The sequence below is a fragment of the Acinetobacter sp. AG1 genome (assembly GCF_001005525.1).
Lineage (GTDB): Bacteria > Pseudomonadota > Gammaproteobacteria > Pseudomonadales > Moraxellaceae > Acinetobacter > Acinetobacter modestus.
In genome coordinates, this window is record NZ_LBMZ01000122.1 from 64559 (window position 1) to 85019 (window position 20461).

Below are 20461 nucleotides of genomic sequence, written 5' to 3' on the forward strand. Positions count from 1 at the left end.
TGAATAATAAAATGGATAAAATTGAGCGTTTAAAGATTTTTTGTCTGGTGGCTGAGAAACAGTCTTTTGCTCAAGCCGCGTTGCAATTGGGTTTGCCTCGTTCCAATGTGACTTATGCGATTCAAGTTTTGGAAAAAGAATATGAAGTATTACTGTTTTATCGAACTACCCGGAAAGTTGCATTAACGCATGAAGGCAGCTTGTTTTATGAGGAGGCAATACGTCTGGTAGCTCAACTTAAGGAGTTGAATCGTTTTAAAACTCAGGTACGTAGCCAAGAGGGCAGGATCAGTATTGGCATGCCGAAACGCTTGGCAACACAAGTGTTGATCCCTCATCTATCCGCATTTTATCAACGCTATCCAAAAGTCAAAGTATTGATTAATGGCAGCGATGATTTTTCAAATTTGATTGAACAACAACTGGACTGTGTGGTGCGCGTTGGGCAGGTTCAGGATGAATATTTACTGATTCGACCCATTAAGAACACTCAAATTTGGACATTAGCTTCGCCTAAATATTTGGCAGAATTTGGTCATCCCCAAAACTTCAATGAATTAGAACAGCATTTTGCTGTGGATTATCATGTGGCAAAGCATTATCGAGAATTAAGCGAATTAAGCTTTCAGAATCACTGTGTCAAAATGCCTTACCGTTTACTGGTTGAAAATACGGAAGCTTATATCCAAGCAGGTTTAGCAGGTATAGGTTTAATTCAAATTCCTGAATTTGATGCAAAATCTTATGTGCATAAGGGACAGCTAATACGTCTATTTCCTGATATCCCAAGCTCAGAATTGCCTGTAAATATTTTGTTGACGGATCGACAATATCGCCCAAAATATTTTCAAGACTTTATCGACTGGTTAGATGAACGACTTAAAAATTTGCTTTAGCTTTTGTAGGAACAACAGCTCAGCTCACTTTGACATCAGCATAAATTTACAGTAAAACTAGAAATTAGAGTAATTACTCTAATTTCTATAGGTGAATAAAAATGCAGATTGGTCGACAAGCATGGATGGCTCAAACTTCAGGTGATTTGTCTTTAAAAGATCGTATGACCTTATTGAGTCATAGCCTATTCCCTGTACTCAAACAAAGTATAAAAATGTATGCTTTAGCGGGTCGCTCTAAGCAAAAACATCAGTTTTTGAGTGTGGATGACTTATATTTGCCTGATAGTCATGATGTCAAACTGGCAATTGAAAAGATGCAATCCTGTAGTTCAGTGAGTTTACAGAATCATTGTTTAAGGACTTGGCATTATGCCGTTGCATTTTCCAAGATACAGCATTTAAAACATGATGCTGAATTATTGGCAGTATCTTGTTTGCTCCATGATTTGGGCATGACTGAGCAACATTATCAGCATCATGAAAATTGTCGTTGTTTTGCAGGACAGGGCGCTTATGCTGCTCAAGGCTGGTCTTTAGCGCAAGGATGGCAACTACCACGTGCAGATCAATTATTTGATGTTATCAGTATGCACATGAATCCTTATGTTGCGGTTGATAAGGGCGTTGAGGCACATTTGCTACAGCAAGCTGCCAGTTGCGATGTGATTGGCAGTCGCGGTTTTGAGTTTTCTACACAATTTAGACAACAATTATATGCGCAATATCCTCGTTTAGACTTTAACCAGAATATGATTGAATTTACTCAAAAAGAGGCAATTATTCGTCCAAAATCACGAACAGCAATGGTAGTAAAAAGTGGGTTTAAGCAATTGGTTCGTTTGAATCCATATCTTGATTAAACGATCAGAAATAAAAGAACCACTTTTGCGAGAACAGAAGTGGTTCAAATGAATCATTGATTTATTAGTGATCATGCTCCAAATATTCAGGTTTTTTTGGTAATGCCAAACTACAGAAAAAACAAATAATTAGCATGAAAATAACATAAATAAAGAAGATATTTTCAATGCCTGCATCTTTAAATATCAGGGCAACTGATGGTGCTGAACCACCAAATAAGGCATTACCCACCGCATAAGAGAAACCAACCCCTAGGGCACGGACATGGGGAGGGAACATTTCAGCTTTGACTAAACCACTGATCGAGGTGTAGAAGCTCAACAACATCATCAAGAAAATGAGTAATAAGGTGATGATAATAGGTGAATTAGCAAAACTCCGCATACCCATGACCATGACTGGATAAATAAAGATTGCACTCAACAAGCTGAAAGCGAGCATGGAAGTACGGCGACCAATTCGGTCAGAAAGCATTCCAAAAAATGGTTGTGCTAACATAAAGACAAAGAGTGCAGTGGTCATGATGAAACCCACTGTTTTACCATCGATACCAATATTGGTGAGATAGGTCTTTGAATAAACTGTCACAACATAAAAAGTGAGTGAACCCGCAGAGGTATAACCGACAACTAAGAGAAAGGTTTTCCAATGCTGCTTTAATAGAGCAATTAAGCTTCCTGATTCTTCGCGTTGAGCATCTTCATGGGAAAGAGTTTCTTCTAAGCGACTTCGTGCCGCTAAAGAGAGTAATGCAGCAATCCCACCGATCACAAATGGAATACGCCAACCGCCATCATTTAATTGTTGCTCCGTCATAAAACCAAGCAAAATAACACCAAGTAAACTGGCTAGGAGTTGTCCACCAGATAGCGTGACATATTGAAATGATGCAAAGAATCCACGTTGCCCTTTTAACCCTAACTCACTCATATAAGTGGCGACAGCGCCATATTCACCGCCAACGGATAGACCTTGTAATAAACGAACCATCAGCAGTAAAAAAGGGGCAAACATTCCAACTTGTTCATAAGTCGGTAATGCGGCAAAAAGAAAAGAACTGAGCGCCATAAGGCAAATTGAAATCACCATGGATTGCTTTCGACCATGTCGATCCGCAATACGACCAAACAACCAACTGCCTATTGGTCGCATAAAGAAACTGGCCGCAAATACTCCCCAGACATAAATGGCTTTGGTGGTTGAATCCATATCTGGAGCAGTTAATGCATGAGTAAAATAAGCAGCAAAAACGGCATAAATATAAAAATCGAACCATTCAACGAGATTCCCTGATGCTGCACCGACAATGCCTTTAATACGGCTGAGTCTTTCTTCCTTACTATATGTTTGGTTCATTCCTATTCCTTTTGTAATCCCATCAGGTATTTTTTATTTAACTTTTAATCAATGTTATATACCGCTGAAAAACATGAAAATGACACTATTTTGTATGCTTTTTATAGCGATATTTTAAATAAAAAGAGATTTTAAGGAGGTAGGAATGAAACTAAAATGAGGAAATAAAATTAAACTTAGACTCTAATATTCTGAAAAATAATTAATTTATGTCAGGAATAGGGCAATCTGCTCTAAGTGGGCAAGCAGCCCCTTGAGTAAATCGACTTAACATGGTTTTGATATGCAGTAATTGTGAAATTTTTTCATCAATCATATTCAGCTTGTCTTGAAAAATATCGTGTACTTGAATGGCGGGAATTTCTCCTTGCGCTGTTAGTGCCAAAATTTGTTTAATTTCAGTGAGAGAAAATCCTAAATTTTTTGCAGTTCGTATTAATTGTAATTGTTGTAGTGTTTGTTCTGGATAATCCTTATAGCCATTATTGCGGGTGATAGACTGAATTAACTGCATTTTTTCATAAAAACGGATGGTATCTCGGCTTAAATCAGTTTGTTTTGCGAGTTGTCCAATTAACATGATCTCATCCTTATTATTTTCAAAGTGCAATAAAAAATTGCTTGACCATAGAGTGTACTCCATCCTTTAGCCTATTCCTATCTTCAAAAATAGGATCTAAAACATGGAAAATAATCCGATAAAATTTCATCAAAAACAGATTGCCCTAGTTGCTGGAGCAACTGGATTTGTTGGGCGATTTTTAATTGCAGAATTATTAAAGAATGGGCATCAAGTTTTTGCGTTGTTACGACGTCAGTCAGTACAACAAGCGAGTTTAGAACAATGGTTCAGTGCTCAACACATCCCTACACACAGCCTCACATTTATTCAAGGTGATGTGACTAAGCCTAAGCTCGGAATGAGCGAGCAAGATTGGGAAAAATTAAGCTCAGTGAATACGTTGTATAACAGTAGCGCGCTTTTTTCATGGAACCTGAGTATGCAACAAGCGCGTGCTGTGAATGTAGATGGTGCATTAAATTTACTGACTTGCGTAACACAACATTGTCATTTACAACGTGCGCTACATGTTTCAGGCTATATGTTGACCATACAATCACATATACAGCAAGCAGGCGTGCGTTTGGAACAACCCAACCGAACCGATTGGCAAGCAGTGTATCAACAATTAGGTGCATATGAAGCTTCCAAAATAGAGGCTCATTACGCTTGGATACAATGTGCTGAAAAGCTTTCGATTGATTGGACGATTATTCATCCTGCTACAGTCTGTGGAGATGCTTTATCGGGTGAAATCCCTCGCAATCAACCAATTGCTCAAATGATTGATTTATTAAAGCGCCGTAAAATGAGTGCAATTCCTGCAACACCAAAACATTATCTGCCTTTGGTGAGCGTAGATGATCTATGCCAAGTAATGGTGCGAGCTGCAACAGATTCAGGTTTAGTGAACCAGTCCTTATTAGTTGCCTCAGAGCAGAACATTCCTTTGTCTGAATTGACGCAAATGATTGCTCAACAATTAAATGTCTCCGCACCGAAACAACATGTGCCGCTGGTTATTTTACGATTAATTTTGAAATGGACATGGTTGGCAAATCAATTAGAAATGTCGGCTGAGATGTTAAGTTTTTTGAGGACTGAACAACTGGATTTAGAACCACTTAAACAATTTAGACAGCGTTGGGATATAAAGACAGGGGATTTAGCGGATGCCATTGCAAAAACAACAGATTGGATGAAACAAACAACATCCACAAAAATTGTTTAAATCATAAAAAAACAGCGTATCTAGAGATACGCTGTTTTTAAAATCGGAATCACAAGATTACCAGTGTTCACCTGGGAACAAGCGTGCATAGGCACGTTGTACAAGATTTAATTTCTCTTGCTCACCTACAGATGCTGTAGAGCTTGGGAATAAGTTAAATCCGATTGACATCAAAATATTATTTACATCTGGTGCAATCGCATAAGTAATCGATGCAAGACGACCTAAGTTGGTTGCAATCTTCTTCGGACGTTTCACAATCGCATAAGCAATCAAATCCGCTGCTTGTTCAGGAGAAAGCGTTGGTACATATTTATAGATTTTGGTTGGTGCAATCATTGGTGTGCGCACTAATGGCATATAAATCGAAGTGATTGCAATTTTGTGCGAGTGAACTTCAGCAGATAAACAACGGCTAAATGCATCTAGTGCTGCTTTTGATGCAACATAAGCAGAGAAGCGGGTTGCATTTGCAAGTACACCAATCGAACTGATATTGATGATTTGGCCATCTTTACGTTGCATCATGTGTGGCAACACATTTAACACTAAACGAACTGCACCGAAATAATTCAATTGCATAGTACGTTCAAAGTCATGGAAACGATCAACAGATTCATGTACAGCACGGCGAATTGAACGACCTGCGTTATTAACCAAAATATCAATGTGATCAACAGCAGCTAAAATTTCTTTTGAAACTGCATCAATTGATTCCATGTCGTTAAGGTCACATGGAAAAACAGAAGCCTTTCCGCCCTCAGCTTCAATCTCAGCTTTGACTTCGTCTAATTTTTCTTTAGTACGAGCAAGCAACAAGACATGAGCACCTGCCTGAGCGAGGTATTTTGATACCGTTAAACCAATGCCACTTGATGCACCAGTGACAACAATAGTTTTCCCGTCGACTTTTTGTTGAAAAAGTTTTTTGAGTTTTGCGTTCATGTAAGTTACCTACATTAATCAAGCTGTTGTTTGCAATGCTTTTTTATTGCGATTAAACATTGCACTTTATTTTGTATTAATATTAACCGATTTTTTTTGTTTGTCTAGTGTAAATATTTGAAATATAATAAATTTTTTAGAGTAAAAACTCTAAAACTAAATATAGGGATAGTTGAAAAGGAAATAAGTTTTTAGTTTATTAAATAAAAAAATAGCCTCTACAAGAGAGGCTGTTTGATTTACTGGCGTTTAAACGTGAGCGAGGGCTTGATCTAGATCTGCAAGCAAATCATCAATATGTTCGATACCGATCGAAAGGCGAACTAGATCTTCGCTGACTCCAGCAGATTTAAGTTCTTCAGCATTGAGTTGGCGATGGGTTGTGGTAGCAGGGTGACATGCTAAGCTTTTGGCATCACCAATATTGACCAAACGCGTAAAGAGTTGTAATGCATCGATAAAGCGAGTACCGCCCTCTAAGCCATCTTGCACGCCAAAAGAAAGAATTGCTGAAGGTTTACCTTTCACATACTTTTGTGCCAAATTATGCTGTGGATGGTCACTTAGACCTGCATAATTGACCCATTTTACTTTTGGATGTTGTTTCAAATAATTTGCAACTTTCAGTGCATTCTCCGTATGGCGCTCCATACGAAGGCTTAAAGTTTCTAAACCTTGTAAGATCAAAAACACACTCAGTGGACTAATCGCAGCCCCTGTATTGCGTAACGGAACAACGCGTGCACGTGCGATATAAGCAGCTTCACCTAGAACTTCAACATAATTCACGCCGTGGTAGCTTGGATCTGGTGTATTCAACGCTTTAAAACGTTCAGGATATTTGCCCCAAGGGAATTTGCCACTATCAATAATGACACCACCAATACTGTTGCCATGTCCGCCAATGTATTTCGTCAGAGAATGAACCACGATATCCGCACCAAATTCAAATGGTTTCAATAAAGCAGGAGTTGCAACAGTATTATCTACAATGACAGGGACACCATATTCATGGGCAATTTTGGAGATTGCTTCTAGGTCGATGATATTGCCAAGAGGGTTTCCGATCGACTCAACAAAGACCAGTTTGGTCTTATCATCAATAATAGAACGTAAAGCTTCGGGATTCTGATAATCAAAGAAACGAACTTCAATCCCTTGTTTCGGCAATGTATGCGCAAATAGGTTATAAGTACCACCGTATAAAGTGGATACAGATGCAATATTGTCACCTGCTTCAGCAATCGTTTGAATCGAATAGGTGATCGCTGCCATACCTGAGGCTAGAGCCAATGCACCAATACCACCTTCAAGCGCTGCGAGGCGTTGTTCAAGCACGGCAGTGGTTGGATTCATAATACGGGTGTAAATATTGCCCTGAACTTTTAAATCGAATAAGTCAGCACCATGCTGTGTATTATCAAATGCGTAAGACGTGGTTTGATAAATAGGTACAGCGACAGCCTTTGTAGTGGCTTCTGGTGAATATCCCGCATGAATGGCTAAAGTTTCATCTTTATAGGTCATGATTACATCATCTACGTGAGTTAAATACTGATCGAGTGTAGCCGAAAAGCTATCCAAAATGGTGCATAATTTATGCGATTTATTGCGTTTTTATTCATATAAACAAAATATTAAGCGATTGAAGGCGATAATTCTGTTATGAAGACAAAATTGTGTAATGTCTTGAAAAAGAAAATCCTTTGATTGGATGAAACAAAGATGATCTTAACTTCATGTTAATCCCGTTTTCAGCGTATAATACGTGCGATTATTTTTCGCTTTTTGCGATTTATTGGTTTTTCAATTGAGGAGTCCTGCGTGGCCCAATATATTTATACGATGAATCGAGTGTCGAAAATGGTTCCGCCGAAGCGCGAAATCTTAAAAGACATCTCTTTATCATTTTTCCCAGGCGCAAAAATTGGTGTGCTTGGTTTGAACGGTGCAGGTAAATCTACCTTACTCCGTATTATGGCTGGCGTAGATAAAGATTTCTCAGGTGAAGCACGCGCACAACCAGGAATCAAAATCGGTTACTTAGAACAAGAGCCGCCACTCGACCCAAGTAAAGATGTACGTGGAAACGTTGAAGATGGCGTACGTGAAGCGCTTGATGCTTTAGAACGTCTTGATCAGGTTTTTGCAGAATATGCAGACCCAGATGCAGATTTTGATGCACTTGCAAAAGAGCAAGAAAAATTAGAATCGATCATCCATGCTTGGGATGCACACAATCTGAATAATCAGCTTGAAATTGCTGCAGATGCATTGAATCTTCCAGCTTGGGATGCAGATGTATCATTGCTTTCAGGTGGTGAGCGCCGTCGTGTTGCATTATGTCGTTTATTGCTCTCTAAGCCAGACATGTTACTTCTTGACGAACCGACGAACCATTTAGATGCTGAATCAGTGTCTTGGTTAGAGCGTTTCTTGAAAGATTTCCCTGGTACGATCGTTGCGATTACGCATGACCGTTATTTCTTGGATAATGTGGCTGAGTGGATTCTTGAACTTGACCGTGGCATGGGGATTCCTTATCAAGGTAACTACTCTTCTTGGTTAGAACAAAAGAATGCACGCCTAGAGCAAGAGAACAAACAAGAAGAATCTTTTGCGAAAGCATTGAAAAAAGAACTTGAATGGGTTCGTTCAAATGCCAAAGGTCAGCAAAAGAAAAACAAAGCGCGTATGGAGCGTTTTGAAGAGCTTAACTCTCGTGAGTTCCAGCAGCGTAACGAAACTTCTGAAATTTATATTCCACCTGGCCCACGCCTAGGAAATAAAGTTGTAGAAGTTGAAGGCATCAGTAAATCATTCGATGGTCGCTTACTTTACGAAAACTTAACGTTTACTGTACCTCCTACAGCGATTGTGGGTATCGTGGGTCCAAACGGTGCGGGTAAAACCACGCTATTCCGTATGATGACCGGTGAACAGCAACCAGATACAGGTACTGTGACTTTAGGTGAGTCGGTTAAAGTGGCTTACGTTGGTCAGATTCGTGACACCTTGGATAACAACAAAACTGTTTGGGAAGAAGTTTCTGGCGGTTTAGATATCTTAAAAATTGGTGATTACGAAATTGCATCACGTGCTTATATCGGTCGCTTTAACTTCAAAGGTCAAGATCAGCAAAAACGTGTAGGTGAATTGTCTGGTGGTGAGCGTAACCGCTTACAACTTGCCAAGATCTTACAGTTAGGTGCAAACGTTATCTTACTGGATGAGCCATCGAACGACTTGGATATCGAAACTTTACGTGCGCTTGAGGATGCAATTCTTGTATTCCCAGGTACTGTGATGGTGGTATCGCATGACCGTTGGTTCCTTGACCGTATTGCAACACACATCTTGTCATTTGAGAATGAACAGCCAGAATTCTACACAGGTAACTATGCAGAATACGAAGCATACCGTCAGTCTCGTTTAGGGGATACAGCAGCAACTAAACGTACAAAGTATAAAAAGATTACAGGTTAATTTCCTGTCTAAAAAAACCAGCTTTCGAGCTGGTTTTTTTATTTTCAGAAATTATAAATAGAAACCAAGGATTGTGCGATAAAGCTAAATTTCAGGACGATCTTGTTTTAGTTTGTTTAATGTAATTTTATTACATGTACTTTACTTGCTATAGTGACCCAAATTTTGAACAGTTGGTGTAACGTGCAACGTTCTGCTGTATTTATGACACTCTTGCTGAGTTTGTTCATGTTCCAAAGTTTTTGGAATGTGGCGGCAGCTTTTTGTGCACATGAACAGCCGACTGAATATCGTACGTTGAATCATTTTGGGCATCACATGCCTGAAAATTTAGATGCTTCTGGAAAACATGCAGTAGTTGCAGATCAAGATGCTTCTGATTTACCCATGCCGTTAAGTTTGCAAGATCATCATGATCATTTGCCATCTTGTTTTCATGTCGTTGTGACCGAAGCGCAACAGCAGTTGAATGAACCAATTTTACAGACGCATGAAATAGAACAAAAATATTACTGGTCTAATTTGTACCAGTCGCCACATTTATCACAACTCACCCCGCCGCCTGTATTCACCCCGCTATAGGTGGGGTAGCCGAAAAATAGCCCACCGCAACCTTATTTATTTGCGGGGCTTTATATGTCTTTAAGTTTAAATCAGCGTAGCTATGCATTGAAAAAGCGTACGCTTAAAAATCATCTGCTTTTATCATCATTGAAATGGTCAATTTTGAGTATTGGCTTATCAGTGGGACTTTTAGCTCAAGCAGTTTCAGCTGAGTCCTTACTCAATGTGAATCAATCGCCAGCAACTGTTGCGCAGCGAAATAGTAACTTTGAACAAATTCTTGAGCAAATTCGTGCTTATCAAGCCAACCAATCCAATTGGCAAACCCAACAACAGATGGCGAATGTACAGCTCAAACAAAGTGCTTTACTTGTGAATCCAAGCATTTCAATTGAGCAAACTGGTTTACAGAGTAATCAGGATCAAGAGCTTGCCATTGGTATTTCACAGCCATTAGATTTATTTGGTCAACGTCGTGCAGCACAAAAAGTTGCTCAGCTTTCAGCAACTCAAGTCGATTTAGAACAGCAACGCTACAATGCTGAACTTGAATTGATTGTGCAATATGCATGGTCACAAGTGGCATTATTTCAATTGGAAAAGTCTTTGATTGCAGAGCAATTACAAGTCAGCCAAGAAAATTTAGACGCAACGATGAAGCGTTATCAAGCTGGCAATATAGCTCAAGTTGATGTTGAGCGAGTTCGTATTGCACATTTAGAAAATCAGCGTATTTATCAACAAGTAGATCTACAACTTGGAGTTGCACAGCAGCAATTAGCAAGTTTTTGGGGCAGTGACCTTAATCAATTTGTGATTGCTCCAAGTGTCAATGAGCTTTGGTCTCGTGCCACAGTCGTAAAAACTGACCGACAAGATATAGAGAATTTATTTGAGCGAGGTTTGCAATTAGAAACTCAGCGTCAACAAGCCAATATTGATCAGCTCAAAGCAAAATCTCGTCCTCAACCGATTATGTCTTTAGGTGTAAATCGGACACGTTCGGCAGATCAAAATACTGAAAATCAAATTCGTTTAGGGGTAGAGATTCCGCTCAATATCTTTAACTCACAAAAATACGGCATTCAGATTGCGGAAGCGAAGCAAACACTGATTCGACAACAACAACGTTTTTATCGTCAGCAAAATCAGTTGGATATTGATGTTCGTCTTGCTGAACTACGTGGACTACAAACGCAATTTAAACAGTTAAATGACCAACAAGTACCTTTAGCGATACAGGTTCAGCAAAAGACTTTGCAAGGTTTTCGCTTAGGTAAATTTGCTGTTACGGATGTGCAACAAGCCACAACTCAGTTACAGGATGTCCGTTTACGTAAAGTTCAACTCCTTAAACAAGCTTGGCAATTGAATGTGGAAGTACAAAGTGCACGTATGGGGCTTCCAGTAGATCAGATCACAGCGAAAGATGCCTTAATGCAATTAAATCAACGCGTTTGGCAACAAAGTAACGCTTTTCCAAGCCAAGTAGGAGAATAAGAGATGGATATGAAACAAAAAACACGTTCTCAATGGCTTTGGATCGCTGTGATTGCGGTACTCACAATTGTTTTGGCAGTAGGACTATTATGGAATAACAAAACCAAGACTTCTGAAACTGCCGCACAAGGTGAGCAGGAACATGCCCATCAAGAAAATGAAAAAGATGAACCTAAACACGATGAAAAGGATGAGGAACATGAGGCTGAAGAAAGCCTTAGCCTAACAGCAGAGCAGATGCAACAGCATAGTGTCAAATTGGCACAAGTGGCTTTGGGTGAAGTGAATCAGGTTCAAATTTTTCCTGCAAAATTGGTAGTGAATACAGATCGCCAAGCGCATGTTTCACCAAGTTTTGCTGGTCGTGTTGAAGCAGTTTATGTTGAATTAGGTCAACAAGTGAAACGTGGTCAGGCTTTAGCAAACTTATTAGTACCCGACTTAGTGGATCAACAAGCGAATCTACAAATTGCTCAGACAAATTTGGATTTAGCTCAGCAGGATTATGAGCGTGAACGTAGTTTGTGGGCGCAAGGTATTTCTGCCAAACAAGATTATCAACGTGCTTATAATGCTTATCGTCAAGCACAGATTCAGGTCCAAGCAGCACGTTCACGTCTTAGTGCCTTTGGTGCAGCTTCTGGCTCAAGTGGTCGCTATACGTTGACTGCACCGATCAATGGTGTAATTAGTAATAAAGACATTGTTATTGGTGAAAATGTTCAACTTGCAGATCAACTATTTACCATTGATCAGTTAGATCAACTTTGGTTGGAATTTGTGTTACCAACCGTAGCGAATATCAATGTACAGCCCAATCAGCAGATTCGATTTAAATCACTGCAAACAGGCAATCTCTTTAATGCCCAAGTTCAAAGTTTAACGACTGAAGCAGATGCACAAACAGGTCGTTTACAGATTCGTGCCAAAGTGCTGTCAAATGCAACTGAATTACGTCCAAACTTGATGGTGAATGTTGAATTGCAAGCAGGTTCAAAAACGTCTGCAATTCGCGTAAGTTCTGAAGCGATTCAGCAGGTGGACGGTAAAGATGTCGTTTTCGTTGCTCAACCGAATCAGAAAAAGGGTTTTGATTTCAAAGCGATTCCTGTTCAGATCGGTCAACGTACCCAAGATGGACAATGGGTCGAAATTACCCAAGGTTTGAGTGCGGGCCAGTCTTATGTAGCAGCAGGTAGCTTCTTGTTGAAATCAGAACTTGAGAAAGGGGAGGCTGAACATGGGCATTAACTCTCCTCAATTCCCCAAGCCTGAAGGTTTATTTGATCGATTGATTCAATTTTCGATTCGTAATGCCATTTGGGTGATGCTATTTGTGATGACGTGGATTGCAGTTGGTATTTGGAGTTATCAAAAGCTTCCGATAGATGCAGTTCCTGATATTACCAATACCCAAGTACAAATTAATACCCAAGCGAATGGTTATACCGCTTTAGAGGTAGAACAGCGGATTACCTATCCGATCGAAACTGCGATGGCAGGTATTCCAGATCTAGAGCAAACCCGTTCGATTTCTCGCTATGGCTTATCGCAAGTAACCATTATTTTTAAAGATGGCACCGACATTTACTGGGCAAGACAGTTAATTAATCAACGTTTGCAAGAGGCAGACGGACAATTGCCAGATACGGTTGATCCTGTGATGTCACCGATCTCTACGGGGCTTGGAGAGATTTACCAATGGGTGGTTAAAGCTAAACCCGATGCAAAAAAAGAAGATGGAACACCGTATAGTGCGATGGACTTACGAGAAATCCAAGATTGGATTGTGCGTCCACAATTACAGCGTGTTAAAGGTGTGGCTGAAATTAATAGTATTGGTGGCTACAACAAAACCTATATTGTTTCACCTGATTTAAAGCGTTTACAGCAGCTTCAGATCTCCTTGCCAGCGTTCCAAACTGCATTGCAAGAGAACAATGAAAACCGAGGCGCAGGTTTTATTGAGGAAAATGGACAACAATTAACAGTGCGTGTGCCGGGTATGCTCAGTACAGTTGAGGATATTCAAAACATTACTGTCTCGGTTAAAAATGGTCTACCCATTCGTGTTGCAGATGTGGCTTCAGTGGCGATCGGACATGATTTGCGTACAGGTGCTGCCACATATAATGGCGAGGAAACCGTGCTTGGTATCGCTATGATGATGATGGGCGAAAATAGCCGTACGGTTGCCCAAGCGGTTGATAGCAAGATCAAGGAAATTCAGCTGACTTTACCCAAAGGCGTTGAAATTGAAACGGTGTATGACCGTACGAGCTTAGTAAATAAAGCCATCAAAACGGTTCAGAAAAACTTAATAGAAGGCGCGATTTTAGTCATCGTGATTCTGTTTATTTTCTTGGGCAACTTCCGTGCTGCTTTGATTACTGCCTGTGTGATTCCGTTGTCAATGCTGTTCACCTTAACGGGTATGGCTGAACAAAATATCAGTGCCAATTTAATGAGTTTAGGTGCATTAGATTTTGGGATCATTGTTGATGGTGCAGTGGTTATTGTCGAAAACTGTATTCGACGGCTGGCTGAAGCGCAGCATCATGCTGGACGCTTACTCACACGACAGGAACGCTTTAAAGAAGTCTTTTTGGCAGCCAAGCAAGCACGTAAACCACTCCTGTTTGGTCAGGCCATTATTATGGTGGTGTATTTACCCATTTTTGCTTTGACAGGTGTAGAAGCGAAAATGTTCCATCCAATGGCAATGACGGTAGTAATGGCATTGCTGGGTGCGATGATTTTATCGGTAACATTTGTACCCGCTGCGGTTGCATTGTTTATTACAGGTGAAGTCAAAGAAAAAGAATCTCGTTGGATGCAAGGCTTAAAACATAAATACCAACAGATTCTCGATTGGGCATATCAATTCAAAATGGTGGTAGTGGCTTTAGCCGTGAGCATTTTGGTATTAACAGGTGTACTGACGACTCAAATTGGCAGTGAATTTGCGCCACAACTGAGTGAAGGAGATTTCGCCTTACAACAAATGCGTTCGCCAAGCACAGGCTTGGAGCAGTCTTTACGTATGCAGGAAAATACTGAAAAGTTAATTATGAAGAATTTTTCAGAAGTCAAAGCGGTATTTGCCAGAACGGGGACTGCTGAGGTTGCGACCGATGTGATGCCGCCAAATATCTCAGATGCCGTGATTTTGTTAAAACCGCATGATCAATGGGAAAATCCGAAAGAAACAATTGATGAATTGCGTAGCCGTATGCAGGCATTTTTGGAAACCATCCCAGGTAATAACAGTGAATTTTCACAACCAATTGAACTCCGTTTTAATGAATTGATCTCAGGTGTACGTAGTGATGTCGGGATCAAAGTCTTTGGTGACGATATGAATGTGCTGAACACTCAAGCACAGGCGATTGCACAAAAAGTACAGAAAATTTCGGGTGCAACTGCGGTCAAAGTGGAACAAACCACAGGTTTGCCAGTGCTTAATGTGGATATCAATCATGCATTAGCTGCGCAATATGGCCTGTCGGTAAAAACCATTCAGGATGTGGTTGCAGCCAGCGTAGGTGGTCAAAATGTTGGACAGATTTTGCAAGGTGATCGTCGTTTTGATTTTGAAATTCGTTTGCCCGATGAACAACGCACAGCACAGAACTTAGCGCAGTTACCTATTCAATTGCCGAATGGTGGTTTGATTCAATTGCAAGATGTTGCCAAAGTGGAAACGATTTCAGGGATGAGCCAAGTCGGTCGTGAAAATGGTAAACGCCGTGTCATTGTCACCGCAAATGTGGAGGGGCGTGATCTGGGGTCATTTGTGCAGGAGTTACAAGCGACATTAAAACAACAACCTCTGCCAGCAGGCTATTGGCTAGAGTTTGGTGGACAGTTTGAAAATCTGGCTTCTGCGGCGGCTCGTATGCAAATTGTGATTCCACTGGCATTAATTACCATCTTTATTTTATTGATGGCAGTATTTCATAACTTTAAGGAAAGCCTGTTGGTCTTCAGTGGTGTGCCATTTGCGTTGTCAGGTGGATTAGTCGCACTTTGGCTGCGAGATATTCCATTGTCGATGTCAGCAGGTGTTGGATTCATTGCGCTCTCTGGTGTTGCAGTACTCAATGGTTTAGTGATGCTGAGTTTCATCAAAGAGCTTCGTGAGCAGTTTGATCTACATAAAGCGACATGGCAGGGGGCGATTCTCCGATTACGGCCCGTTCTGATGACCGCCTTCGTGGCATCGTTGGGTTTTATTCCCATGGCGATTGCTACAGGCACAGGTGCAGAAGTACAACGCCCATTGGCGACAGTTGTAATAGGTGGGATTATTTCTTCTACTTTACTGACATTGCTGATTTTGCCTGTAGTTTATCGCTGGATGAATGAAGCTAAAGAAGCAAAAAGTCAGGAAACCGCAATCTAATCCATTTATGTTATCTTCTTAATTAAGCATTTTATTAAGAAGAATCTGAACCGACCAAAGCATGATTCATGCTTTGGTCGACTGTGGGGCTGAACAGCTTTACTTTGATAATGATAAGGAGTCCAACATGAGTGGACATCAAGGGCATGATCATAGTCATGCCGCTGTTACAGAAGGCAATGCAAAAAAACTAACGATTGCGCTAATACTGACCACGACTTTTTTAGTCATTGAATTTATCGCAGGTATCATCACACAGAGTTTGGCATTACTTTCCGATGCTGCACATATGTTTACTGATGCCGCTGCATTAGCGATTGCTTTAGCAGCGATTAAAATTGCCAAACGCCCTGCTGATGATAAGCGTACCTTCGGTTACCAGCGTTTTGAGATTTTGGCGGCATTATTTAATGCATCTATGCTATTTTTTGTGGCGATGTATATTCTTTACGAAGCCTATCAACGTTTTACCCAACCGCCCGAAATTCAAAGTATAGGCATGTTGGTGGTCGCATCAATTGGATTAATCATTAATTTGATTTCAATGAAAATTTTGATGTCGAGTGCGACTGAAAGTTTGAACATGAAAGGTGCTTATTTAGAAGTGCTGAGTGATGCATTAGGTTCTGTGGGTGTGATTATTGGTGCTGTGATTATCTATTACACCAACTGGTATTGGGTTGATACCATAATTGCAGTTGCGATCGGTTTTTGGGTCTTACCAAGAACATGGATTTTGCTCAGACAAAGTATCAATATTTTATTAGAAGGTGTACCTGAAGAGGTTGATATTGAAAAGTTACGCACTGATCTGTTGGGTTTAGATGGTGTTGAAAGTATCCACCAATTAAAGGTTTGGGCAATTACATCGAAGAATATTCATCTTACCGTACATTTGTTTGCACCGAATGTTGATCGTAATCAGCTACATCGTGCTGCAATTGAAATGTTATCGCATGAACATGGTATTGCCGAAGTGACTTTGCAGATCGAAGATGATGCTGAAATGAATTGTCAGCATACTCATCAACATGTTGAAGATGAACAACATACTCATTCACATCAGCACTAAGCTGATGTGAATTGGAGTTTAGAGCAACGTGTTAGTTTTGCCATTCGTGATTACAGTCACGGCATTTCCAATGCTTTTGCGCTTGCATAAAAGCCTGCATTGAAATTTTGAAATCAGGCAAATCTCGCCAAAATAAGATGCCCGCGATTACACAGACGATAAATACTGCAACGGTCGCAATTTGCAGGCCTTGACCAGCGCCATGCCCAAAAATCCACATTGCAACACTAATTAACACCAGCACCAGTAAAATAAAAATAGCAGGCACTAAAAGTACCAAGCTTTTAGGCACATTAGGGCGAGGGCTATTTGTACCCTGACTGACAGGCATAATTTTAACGCTTTGGCATTTAGGGCAACGATATTGCATAAAGGTTTCCTATAGTATTTTGTTTATTTTAGCGAAAATTATGCAAAAGCTAAAATCCTACGTTGTTCAAATACATAAACTTACTTATTTTGTACTATCTTTAAAATATTAAGTTGATTCGAGCAATCCATATCGGTCGCAGCTCGTCTAAACTTGTTCGCTAAAACAATATTAGTCATGCTAATTTGTGAACTGAATGTGTTGAATAATGCGCAAGGAATCGCATGCTGCCTACCAAACTTCTAAAATTACGATTAGCTCGCATCGAAAAGGGAGAAGGTCATCTTTCGACCCAAGACAAGCTAATGTTGGTTAGTATGGAGACTCCTGATTTAAGTGCAAATTTCTTTTTAAGATTGTTTAAAGTCTCGTTACCAAAGCAATGGAAATTCCAGCATGAGACAGATGAAGATATTCTATATACATCACAACTCATCAAATTAATTGAAAACGAATTTATTCCAAGTTATGAATCTCATGCCAGAAAACATGCATGGTATGAACAATGCTTGGTTTATCAGCTTAATTCTGTTGTACCTCAACCGACACAGCCACAAATCAATCTTTATTTACGTCAGCTAGATAAATGTTTAGATAAACAACCTAAGATTGATTTATTGCTCTATTTTCAACAGCAATATCCAAGTGCAAAACATGCAGTGGCATTAGCAAAAGCCTATGCAGGCGCAGAACAATATACTGAAGCGATCAAACAGCATGAATGGGCTTCACAGCAGTCTATACAGCGGAGTGAAATTGCTTTTTATGCATATATAGAGTGTTTGGTAAATCGCAACCAGTCTGAGTACATGCTCAATGTAAGCGATGTTGAATATGCAATAGATTTACTCTCTAAATTTGAAAAACCAGTTGATCAAAAAACCTATCTAAAAACGTTGAAATCTGCGGTAAATGCTTTGTTGCCAGCAGTGATACTGCAAACGCAAGCGATAGAAACGAATATTCTTGCGGATGTTGGACGTAGCTTAAATTCACTAGGCAAGTCAATCGGTGGAATGTTAGGCGGACGGGATTTTCAGCTTCCTTACAATAAAGAAGTGATTGCAAATGCACCACAACTTTTAACTCATCCGTTGGTATTTGCAGGTCTTGCGGAATCTAGTGCAATACAAAATGCCCTATTACGTCTTTTGAAAAATGATCAACAGTCGGCTGATACCCTATTGTTAAAGTTATGGTTGGCGATTCAACAAAATCTGGATATTTGGAGATGGCTAGTCGAGCCGATTCAACGTGAAGAATTTATACAGGCTTTATCTAAAGTTGAATATGAACAACAGCAGACCATTATTTCAGGACCGATACAACTGATCCTAGAGCAAGGGCTGATGCAATTCTTGGGTGACTTTCGTCTTGATAAACAACACGCTGAAAGACCTGCTTTATATGAGCAGCGAGATATTGTCGTCAATGAAATGGTGAGCTTTGCTCGCATGTTCCCAAAGAATATTTTAGAACCTTATTTGGTAAAGCAGCATTATTGCTCGCAACAGTTGCAATTGAATTGGATGGGTAAGTTGAGTGAAATTGCACTTTCAAGTGGTTTATTTGCTTATCAATTTGAAGCTGAACAACGTGCACAAGCTTTATTTGATTGGATGCAACAAAAACTAGAGAAGGGAAATGACTTTGATAAAATGCAAGCCGCTTGGGTGGCATTGCGAGAAGTTAGTCATTTAGAGCGAGGCAATATAGAGGAAAAACTTGTTTCTATTGAAATTGAGCTAGAAAAGTATAAACAACTTCGTCTGAATCAAATGTTATTAAAAGCAGATACGGGTGAAAAAGTGCAGCTCGAAGAAGGTGAAATGTAACGTTTTCTGAAACATATTTAGAAAATGGACGATTAAATTAATTTAAAAGTGTGCAACAAAAAGACGCAAATTGCGCTAAATAGCATGCTAATCTACATAAAAACAGCCAATAAGTTTATAAAACAGATTGTTGCTCATATCAAAATTGAGTTGCTGAGAAAGGGAAGAGGGAGAACATCTTGAATCGACAAGATGATAAAAAGGCAATGTTCGATATTATGCCTGCAGATATAGAATCATCAGATGAAAAACCGTCTTTATCACGTCGGTTAATCAATAAGACATTACAGCACGCACAAGATGCTGTTGAGTTTGCGAGTGACACCTCTCGTAATATCGCGGGTGTCGCAGATGCCGCCTTAGATGCCTTAGATCAAGTTACCCATCATACCAAACGTGGTGTTGAAGGGATGCGAAATACTGTTCGTGATATGGTATCCGAAACCAGTGAAGCAGCGCGTCAAGTTGCGTTAGCAATGGCACGTGCATCGTTAGGGAAAAGTAGCCTCACCTTATATTTGCCTGAAATGCTGCTCAATAATCAAATTCGGAAACGTATGGATCGTTCTGAAATTGATGATATTAAAATTGAATGTGGCAATGATCGCTTTCATATCGAATTAGATGGACACTATCGGCGTTTCCTATATCGTCTCTCTTTAGAGTTCAATGTTTTAGAATGTCGTATTGGGCAGGAAAAATATTTACGTCTTTGTCAAGTCGATGAGCATCTGGACTTACAAATTCGTCATGGCGGTACTTTAACAAATTGGGCAGCAAGACGTGTTGGTAATATCAGCTTTGAAGTGATTAATTCCTTACCGATCCCATTTTTGATCAATCACCTCATTCGTGATGTGCCAGGGATTCAAAAAGAAGGACATCGTTTATGGTATATCGACCTTGAAGAAGCTGGTTTTATTGATTTCATTAATAACCGCTCATGGATGGTCGATAAGCTATTAAGCTTGACTGATTTCAGTATTTTGCCAGGACTTAATATTTTGCAAGAGAGTCGCGAATTGGTTCAACAATTAGTTGATCAATTTGAGATCCGAGGCTTACGTGTTCAGTCTGGACGTTTAGAAGTCCAAGTTGGAATTGGAAGTGAGTAAGCAATAAAAAAGCCACTGTCAATGCAGTGGCTTTTTAGAATTTGGCGTCCCTACGGGGATTCGAACCCCGGTTACCGCCGTGAAAGGGCGATGTCCTAGGCCTCTAGACGATAGGGACTTATATGAGGCATACATCTGAAAACAATAATAAATATTGGCGTCCCTACGGGGATTCGAACCCCGGTTACCGCCGTGAAAGGGCGATGTCCTAGGCCTCTAGACGATAGGGACGTTTCAGAGGTGGGCGTATATTAGGGTGA

At 40.1% G+C, this 20461-nt stretch carries 16 protein-coding genes and 2 tRNA genes; 11 read left to right on the forward strand and 7 right to left on the reverse strand.

The genetic code is table 11. From position 1 onward, the window contains the following. Window positions 1-11 precede the first annotated feature (11 nt). Together AAV96_RS15370 and AAV96_RS15375 are read left to right on the forward strand one after the other, a co-directional pair. On the forward strand, window positions 12-896 hold the full coding sequence (locus AAV96_RS15370) for a LysR substrate-binding domain-containing protein (RefSeq protein ID WP_005219406.1): 885 nt from the start codon (window positions 12-14) through the stop codon (window positions 894-896). Between the two features lie 101 nt (window positions 897-997). Further along, window positions 998-1759, forward strand: coding sequence for an HD domain-containing protein (locus AAV96_RS15375; RefSeq protein ID WP_046739940.1), 762 nt, complete (start codon window positions 998-1000; stop codon window positions 1757-1759). A gap of 64 nt (window positions 1760-1823) precedes the next feature. Here the strand turns inward: AAV96_RS15375 and AAV96_RS15380 are convergent, their stop codons facing one another. Beyond that, window positions 1824-3116, reverse strand: coding sequence for an MFS transporter (locus AAV96_RS15380; RefSeq protein ID WP_046739941.1), 1293 nt, complete (start codon window positions 3114-3116; stop codon window positions 1824-1826). A 202-nt stretch (window positions 3117-3318) separates the two neighbouring features. After that, window positions 3319-3696: a heavy metal-responsive transcriptional regulator gene (locus tag AAV96_RS15385; RefSeq protein ID WP_005219411.1), complete on the reverse strand. Its 378-nt coding sequence runs from the start codon at window positions 3694-3696 to the stop codon at window positions 3319-3321. 103 nt (window positions 3697-3799) lie between these two features. On the opposite strand from AAV96_RS15385, the gene AAV96_RS15390 reads away from it, so the two are divergent. Continuing rightward, window positions 3800-4909 (forward strand): SDR family oxidoreductase, encoded by a 1110-nt coding sequence (locus AAV96_RS15390; RefSeq protein WP_046739942.1) that lies wholly within the window; start codon window positions 3800-3802, stop codon window positions 4907-4909. 57 nt (window positions 4910-4966) lie between these two features. Here AAV96_RS15390 and AAV96_RS15395 read toward each other — a convergent pair whose 3' ends face one another. After that, window positions 4967-5854 (reverse strand): SDR family NAD(P)-dependent oxidoreductase, encoded by an 888-nt coding sequence (locus tag AAV96_RS15395; RefSeq protein ID WP_046739943.1) that lies wholly within the window; start codon window positions 5852-5854, stop codon window positions 4967-4969. Between the two features lie 249 nt (window positions 5855-6103). Continuing rightward, entirely contained in the window at window positions 6104-7381 is a 1278-nt protein-coding gene (locus tag AAV96_RS15400; protein WP_005219416.1) for an O-acetylhomoserine aminocarboxypropyltransferase/cysteine synthase family protein, read from the reverse strand. A 297-nt stretch (window positions 7382-7678) separates the two neighbouring features. Here AAV96_RS15400 and ettA point away from each other — a divergent pair, with 297 nt between their 5' ends. From ettA to AAV96_RS15430, 6 genes are all read left to right on the forward strand, one after another. After that, window positions 7679-9340 carry an energy-dependent translational throttle protein EttA gene (gene ettA / locus AAV96_RS15405; RefSeq protein ID WP_004660087.1) on the forward strand — a complete coding sequence of 554 codons (1662 nt, stop codon included), beginning with the start codon at window positions 7679-7681 and terminating at the stop codon, window positions 9338-9340. Window positions 9341-9523: 183 nt separating this feature from the next. Next, window positions 9524-9922 (forward strand): cation efflux protein, CzcI-like, encoded by a 399-nt coding sequence (locus tag AAV96_RS15410; RefSeq protein ID WP_205625872.1) that lies wholly within the window; start codon window positions 9524-9526, stop codon window positions 9920-9922. A gap of 54 nt (window positions 9923-9976) precedes the next feature. Further along, complete coding sequence (locus AAV96_RS15415) at window positions 9977-11404, forward strand: TolC family protein (protein WP_046739944.1); 1428 nt, start codon at window positions 9977-9979, stop codon at window positions 11402-11404. Between the two features lie 3 nt (window positions 11405-11407). Continuing rightward, complete coding sequence (locus tag AAV96_RS15420) at window positions 11408-12655, forward strand: efflux RND transporter periplasmic adaptor subunit (protein ID WP_046739945.1); 1248 nt, start codon at window positions 11408-11410, stop codon at window positions 12653-12655. Continuing rightward, window positions 12645-15809: an efflux RND transporter permease subunit gene (locus tag AAV96_RS15425; RefSeq protein WP_046739946.1), complete on the forward strand. Its 3165-nt coding sequence runs from the start codon at window positions 12645-12647 to the stop codon at window positions 15807-15809. Before AAV96_RS15420 ends, AAV96_RS15425 begins: the two co-directional genes overlap by 11 nt. Before the next feature lie 127 nt (window positions 15810-15936). Beyond that, window positions 15937-16881 (forward strand): cation diffusion facilitator family transporter, encoded by a 945-nt coding sequence (locus AAV96_RS15430; protein ID WP_034600869.1) that lies wholly within the window; start codon window positions 15937-15939, stop codon window positions 16879-16881. Window positions 16882-16912: 31 nt separating this feature from the next. Here AAV96_RS15430 and AAV96_RS15435 read toward each other — a convergent pair whose 3' ends face one another. Then, entirely contained in the window at window positions 16913-17251 is a 339-nt protein-coding gene (locus AAV96_RS15435; RefSeq protein ID WP_004660100.1) for a hypothetical protein, read from the reverse strand. A gap of 224 nt (window positions 17252-17475) precedes the next feature. Here AAV96_RS15435 and AAV96_RS15440 point away from each other — a divergent pair, with 224 nt between their 5' ends. Then, window positions 17476-19086 (forward strand): hypothetical protein, encoded by a 1611-nt coding sequence (locus AAV96_RS15440; protein ID WP_046739947.1) that lies wholly within the window; start codon window positions 17476-17478, stop codon window positions 19084-19086. A gap of 179 nt (window positions 19087-19265) precedes the next feature. Continuing rightward, the gene (locus AAV96_RS15445; RefSeq protein WP_004660107.1) at window positions 19266-20201 is read left to right on the forward strand and encodes a hypothetical protein; all 936 of its coding nucleotides are present in this window, start codon (window positions 19266-19268) and stop codon (window positions 20199-20201) included. Between the two features lie 42 nt (window positions 20202-20243). On the opposite strand, the gene AAV96_RS15450 is transcribed toward AAV96_RS15445, so the two are convergent. Further along, window positions 20244-20319 (reverse strand) — tRNA-Glu (locus tag AAV96_RS15450). Between the two features lie 37 nt (window positions 20320-20356). Beyond that, window positions 20357-20432, reverse strand: a tRNA-Glu gene (locus AAV96_RS15455). Between the last annotated feature and the right edge of the window lie 29 nt (window positions 20433-20461).